At 71.6% G+C, this 5,198-nt stretch carries 5 protein-coding genes and 1 pseudogene; 3 read left to right on the top strand and 3 right to left on the bottom strand.

What is annotated here, in order from left to right:
* Window positions 1–480 (top strand): annotated as a pseudogene (locus tag R6V09_RS45315) (putative protein N(5)-glutamine methyltransferase); the annotation flags it as partial.
* Here the strand turns inward: R6V09_RS45315 and R6V09_RS45310 are convergent.
* Complete coding sequence (locus R6V09_RS45310) at window positions 470–1,201, bottom strand: hypothetical protein (RefSeq protein ID WP_317887317.1); 732 nt, start codon at window positions 1,199–1,201, stop codon at window positions 470–472. The pseudogene R6V09_RS45315 and the gene R6V09_RS45310 sit on opposite strands and share 11 nt — an antisense overlap.
* Window positions 1,202–1,398: 197 nt before the next feature.
* Between R6V09_RS45310 and R6V09_RS45305 the strand changes: the two genes are divergently transcribed.
* Together R6V09_RS45305 and R6V09_RS45300 are read left to right on the top strand one after the other, a co-directional pair.
* The gene (locus tag R6V09_RS45305) at window positions 1,399–3,414 is read left to right on the top strand and encodes an NADPH-dependent 2,4-dienoyl-CoA reductase (protein ID WP_317887316.1); all 2,016 of its coding nucleotides are present in this window, start codon (window positions 1,399–1,401) and stop codon (window positions 3,412–3,414) included.
* A 22-nt stretch (window positions 3,415–3,436) separates the two neighbouring features.
* A complete protein-coding gene (locus R6V09_RS45300; RefSeq protein WP_317887315.1) occupies window positions 3,437–3,973 on the top strand; it encodes a PadR family transcriptional regulator in 537 nt (178 codons plus the stop codon).
* Between the two features lie 61 nt (window positions 3,974–4,034).
* Here R6V09_RS45300 and R6V09_RS45295 read toward each other — a convergent pair whose 3' ends face one another.
* Both R6V09_RS45295 and R6V09_RS45290 read right to left on the bottom strand, forming a co-directional pair.
* Window positions 4,035–4,580: a hypothetical protein gene (locus tag R6V09_RS45295; protein ID WP_317887314.1), complete on the bottom strand. Its 546-nt coding sequence runs from the start codon at window positions 4,578–4,580 to the stop codon at window positions 4,035–4,037.
* A gap of 271 nt (window positions 4,581–4,851) precedes the next feature.
* Window positions 4,852–5,198 (bottom strand): LysR substrate-binding domain-containing protein (locus R6V09_RS45290; RefSeq protein ID WP_317887313.1); only part of this gene is annotated, 347 nt, incomplete at its 5' end.

The raw sequence follows: 5,198 nt of genomic DNA, 5'->3' as shown, positions 1-5,198 counted from the left end.
GGCGCCGCCCTGGCCGCCGCCCTCGGCGGGGTCGAACTGCACGCCGCCGACATCGACCCCGCCGCCACACGCTGCGCCCGCCGCAATGTCGCCGCCTTCGGCGGGCACGTCCACACGGGCGACCTGTTCGCGGCGCTGCCCGGCGAGTTGCGCGGACGCGTCGACATCCTCGCGGCCAACGTGCCCTACGTCCCCAGCGGCGAGGTCGGTTTTCTGCCCGCGGAGGCCCGTGAGCACGAGCCGCTGGTCGCGCTCGACGGTGGCGCGGACGGCCTCGACATACTCCGCGAGGTCGCCGTCGGCGCACCCGACTGGCTCGCCCCCGGCGGCTGTCTGCTCGTCGAGACCAGTGAGCGTCAACTCCCGTCAGCGGTCGATGCGTTCGAGAGCGCGGGTCTCGACACGCGGGCGGCCTACTCCGAGGAGCTGTACGCCAACGTCGTGATCGGTGTCGTGCCGGCCGACTCGGTCAGGTCGTAGCGCCACTGCCGGACGGGCCGGGTGAAGGTGAACCGCTCGGGCCGCCGCGTCCCCACGGACCGTGGCCGCCCGGGAACCCGCCCTCTCCGCCCTGGCCCTTGCGGTCGAGGGTGCCCGTGAAGGCCCGGTCGGCGGTCCTGGAGCCGCTGTCGGAGCGGGTGCCGATCAGGGAAGCTGTGTCGCCCTTCTTGAGGGCGGCCGAGTTCTGGGCCGTGGCACTTGAACCCACGGTCCAGGTCCACGAGGTCCCGTCGTCGCTCTTGACGGTGACCTGGTCGCCGTCCACCTTGGTGACCGTTCCGCGCTGCCAGATCCGTACGACCCACTTGCCGGTGGAGTCGTCCTTGACCGTCGCCTCGCCGTGCACGGCCTTGCCGCCGACCCCGAACCCGAACCACATGCCGCCCCCGTGCCGGAAGCCGGGCCCGCCGGGCGACGGCGCACCGGACGGGGCGGGAGACCCGGCGGCGGGTATCGCGTCGTTGCCCGAACTCCCGGAGGTGGCCGCGTAGGCGACGCTGCCACCCAGAGCGAGCACGCCCACGGTGACCGCGGTGATCACCGCTCGGGCCCGCTTCGAACGCTGCCGCCACATCCGGTCGAGACCGTGCTCCCGCTCGGCCCCGCCGGGCCCGGTGAGCACCTCCCACTCGGGTGCGTGGTCCGGCATCGGCGGTATCGCCCCGGAACTGTGGTCGTCGTGCTCAGGGTCGTGCGTCACGGCTCGCTCCCTCGGCCCGGGCGCCCGGCATCCCACGGCACGCCTCCCTGTGATTCTCGACTCCCCCCGATAAGGAACAGGTAACGGCTCCCTGTGAATCCGGGGCGACCGGCCCGCCGCCCCCTTTATGCAACTAGTTGCACAAACCCTGTTCCGTCCTCTACAAAAGAGGCACGACACCGCGCACGGAGGGCCCGATGAGCCGTTACCCGCACCTGCTGAACCCCCTCGACCTGGGCTTCACCACACTGCCCAACCGTGTCCTCATGGGCTCCATGCACATAGGCCTGGAAGAGGCCGAGCGCGGTTTCGAGCGCATGGCGGAGTTCTACGCGGCCCGCGCGCGGGGCGGTGTCGGCCTGATCGTCACCGGCGGCATCGCACCCAACGAGGCCGGCCGGCCCTACGAGGGCGGCGCCAAGCTGACCACCGACGCCGAGGCCGCGCAGCACGCCGGGATCACCGCCGCCGTGCACCGCGAGGGCGGCCGGATCGCGATGCAGATCCTGCACTTCGGGCGGTACGCCTACCACCAGGACCTCGTCGCGCCGAGCCCCCTCCAGGCGCCGATCAGCCCCTTCCCGCCCCGCGCGCTCACCGACGCCGAGGTCGAGCAGACCATCGAGGACTACGTCCGCACCGCCCGCCTCGCCCGGCAGGCCGGCTACGACGGCGTCGAGATCATGGGCTCCGAGGGCTACCTCATCAACGAGTTCATCGCCGCGCAGACCAACCACCGCGACGACCGCTGGGGCGGCTCCTACGAGAACCGGATCCGCTTCCCCGTCGAGATCGTGCGCCGGGTGCGCGAGGCGGTCGGCGAGGACTTCATCATCGTCTACCGGCTCTCGATGCTCGACCTCGTCCCCGGCGGCTCCACACTCGACGAAGTCATCAGTCTCGCCAAGGCGGTTGAGGCAGCCGGGGCGACCATCATCAACACCGGCATCGGCTGGCACGAGGCCCGCATCCCCACCATCGCGACCTCGGTGCCGCGCGGCGCGTACACCTGGGTGACCAAGAAGCTGATGGGCGCGGTGACCATTCCCCTCGTCACCACCAACCGCATCAACACCCCTGAACTGGCAGAGCAGTTGCTCGCCGACGGGTACGCCGACATGGTGTCGATGGCCCGCCCGATGCTCGCCGACCCGGACTTCGTCGCCAAGGCCGCCGCCGGCCGCTCCGACGCCATCAACACCTGCATCGGCTGCAACCAGGCCTGCCTCGACCACACCTTCAGCGGGAAGATCACCTCCTGCCTGGTCAACCCGCGCGCCTGTCACGAGACCGAACTCGTCCTCGCGCCAACCCGGTTGCGCAAACGCGTCGCGGTGGTGGGCGCGGGCCCGGCGGGACTCGCGTGCGCGGTCTCCGCCGCCGAACGCGGCCACCAGGTCACGCTGTACGACGCCGCGAGCGAGATCGGCGGACAGCTCAACGTCGCCCGACAGGTCCCCGGCAAGCAGGAGTTCGACGAGACGCTGCGCTACTTCCGCACGCGGCTCGACGAACACGGCGTGGACGTACGCCTCAACACCCTTGTGACGGCGGGTGACTTGGGAGCCTACGACGAGATCGTCGTCGCCACCGGCGTCACCCCGCGCACCCCCGACATCCCCGGCGTCGACCACCCCAGCGTCGTCGGCTACCTCGACGTCCTGCGCGACCGCGTCCCCGTCGGCGAGCGCGTCGCGATCCTCGGTGCCGGCGGCATCGGCTTCGACGTCGCCGAGTTCCTCACGGACGGCGGCGACAAGGCGAGCGAGGACCCGGAGACCTACTTCCGTGCCTGGGGCGTCGACATGGACTACGAGGCACCCGGCGGCCTCACCGCACCCGAGCGGCCCGCCCCGCCGCGCAGCGTCCACCTCCTCCAGCGCAAGGAGACCAAGGTCGGCGCCGGACTCGGCAAGACCACCGGCTGGATCCACCGCGCCGAACTCAAGCACCGGGGCGTCACCATGGTCCCCGGCGTGCGGTACGACCTGATCGACGACGCCGGACTGCATGTCACCGTGGGCGAGGAGAGCACGGTGCTCGCCGTCGACACGATCGTGCTGTGCACCGGACAGGACCCGCGCCGCGGCCTGTACGACCAACTGGCCGCCGCCGGACGCAGCGTGCACCTGATCGGCGGCGCCGACGTGGCCGCCGAACTGGACGCCAAGCGGGCCGTCAAGCAGGGCACCGAGGTCGCCGCCGCCCTCTGAGAGCCGTCCCTAGGATGACCCCATGTCACTCCCGCACGCGATCCTCACCGCCCTTCTGGAGAAGCCGTCCTCGGGCCTTGAGCTGACCCGGCGCTTCGACAAGTCGATCGGCTACTTCTGGTCGGCGACGCACCAGCAGATCTATCGCGAGCTGGGAAAACTGGAGGCCGAGGGCCAGATCAGGGCACTCGCGTCCGAGCAGCCGGCCCGCGGCCAGAAGAAGAGCTACGAGGTCCTGCCCGCGGGCCGCGCCGAACTGGCCCGCTGGACCGCGTCCGCCCAGGACCCCAAGCCGCTGCGCGACACGATGCTGCTGCGGCTGCGCGCGGCGGCGGTGGTCGGCACGGACGGTATCGAGGCCGACCTGCGCCGCCATCTCGACCTGCACCGGGGGCAGTTGGCGGAGTACGAGGAGATCGAGAAGCACGACTTCCCGCCCGACAGGGACAGCCCGCAGGACCGGCTTCGGCATCTCGTGCTGCGCGCGGGCATCGACCTGGAGACCTTCTGGACGCAGTGGCTCACGCACGCTATCGAGGAGTTCGCCGAGTTGCCGTAGGACATGGGGGGAGGAGCCGCCGGTGGCCGGCGGCCCCTCATCCGTGGGGACGTGGGGACGGTCAGAGTCGGTAGGGCTTCGCGCGTCTGCGCAGGAACCAGGCCGTCGCGATGACACCGGCTCCCACCAGGCCCCCGCCGACTCCCAGCGTGAGCGGGCCGTAGTCCTCCGTGGCCCCGCCGAGCCCGCCCATGACTCCGCGCGAGGGCGAGGCCGTGGCGGTGACTCTGGGGGTCGTGGCAGCGGACACGATCACGGACTGGGTGCCCGCGGGCGTGCTGACGTTCTGGCACATGACGATGACGGTGTAGGTGCCCGGAGTGACGTTCGTCCAGGCGGTGGACTGGCTGACGGTGGTCCCCGCCAGGGTCGCCTTCCGGCCCTCGGCGAAGCTTCCCTGGCTGCTGGTGAGCAGGGAGCCGGTGCCCCAGACGCCGGTGGTGCGGTTCTGGGAGCACGCGCTGGTCGTGACCGAGACCGTGGTCCCGGTCGTGCTCACGGAGATCCCCGACGCCGCGCCGGCGGTTCCGGCGGTCAGGGCGAGGGGAAGAGCGGCGGCGGCTGTCACGGTCAGGCCGGAGCGGAGTAGTAGCTGAGAAGTGCGCATGGGACTGCCCTCCGGCGGCACGGTTGGCGGAACATCCCTTGCGCCGCCGGGATCGGGAAACGGCCGTGCTGCCTCCAAGGAAGCCAACGCGCCCCGGGCCCGTCCCGCATGCGGACGGCGACCGGGCAGGTGACGGATTCCTTCGTCCGGCTCAGGGGTGATGCACGGTCAGGGGTCCGGACCGGGCCGCGCGGACTCACCGGGTGGGCGCCGCGCGGGCTCATCGCGTGCGTGTGGATTCACCACATGTGGGCTCGCCACATGGGTGGGCTCACCATGTGGGCGCCACCCGTAGCAGCCGCTCCCGTACGAGCGTGACGTGCGGGTTGTCCGGTGAACCGGGGCGGCGGGTGAGATACGAGGTGTTGATCGGCGGGTCCTCGGGCGTCAGCAGCGGAACCAGCGCCCCGGACGCCAGCTCGTCGAGGCACAGATACCGGGGGAGCACGGTGATCCCGGCACCCGCCACGACCGCCGCCAGCACCCCGCGCAGATCGGGCACCGTGATCGCGGCCTGCCCGCCGAGCCGGGTACCGAACACATGCCGCCAGTAGCGCCGGGCGATCGGCAGATCCTCCGCGTACGCGACGAGGGGCACCCCGCGCAGGGCGGCGGGCC

The organism is Streptomyces sp. W16, assembly GCF_033194735.1.
GTDB lineage: Bacteria > Actinomycetota > Actinomycetes > Streptomycetales > Streptomycetaceae > Streptomyces.
Note: the sequence above shows the minus strand (reverse complement) of the source record. Positions and strands in the feature narration are given on the sequence as shown.

Coding starts and splice junctions, on each gene's coding strand:
- R6V09_RS45300 (WP_317887315.1), top strand. CDS start 3,437: ATGTCACTCCCGCACGCGATCCTCACCGCCCTTCTGGAGAAGCCGTCC.
- R6V09_RS45295 (WP_317887314.1), bottom strand. CDS start 4,580: ATGCGCACTTCTCAGCTACTACTCCGCTCCGGCCTGACCGTGACAGCC.
- R6V09_RS45305 (WP_317887316.1), top strand. CDS start 1,399: ATGAGCCGTTACCCGCACCTGCTGAACCCCCTCGACCTGGGCTTCACC.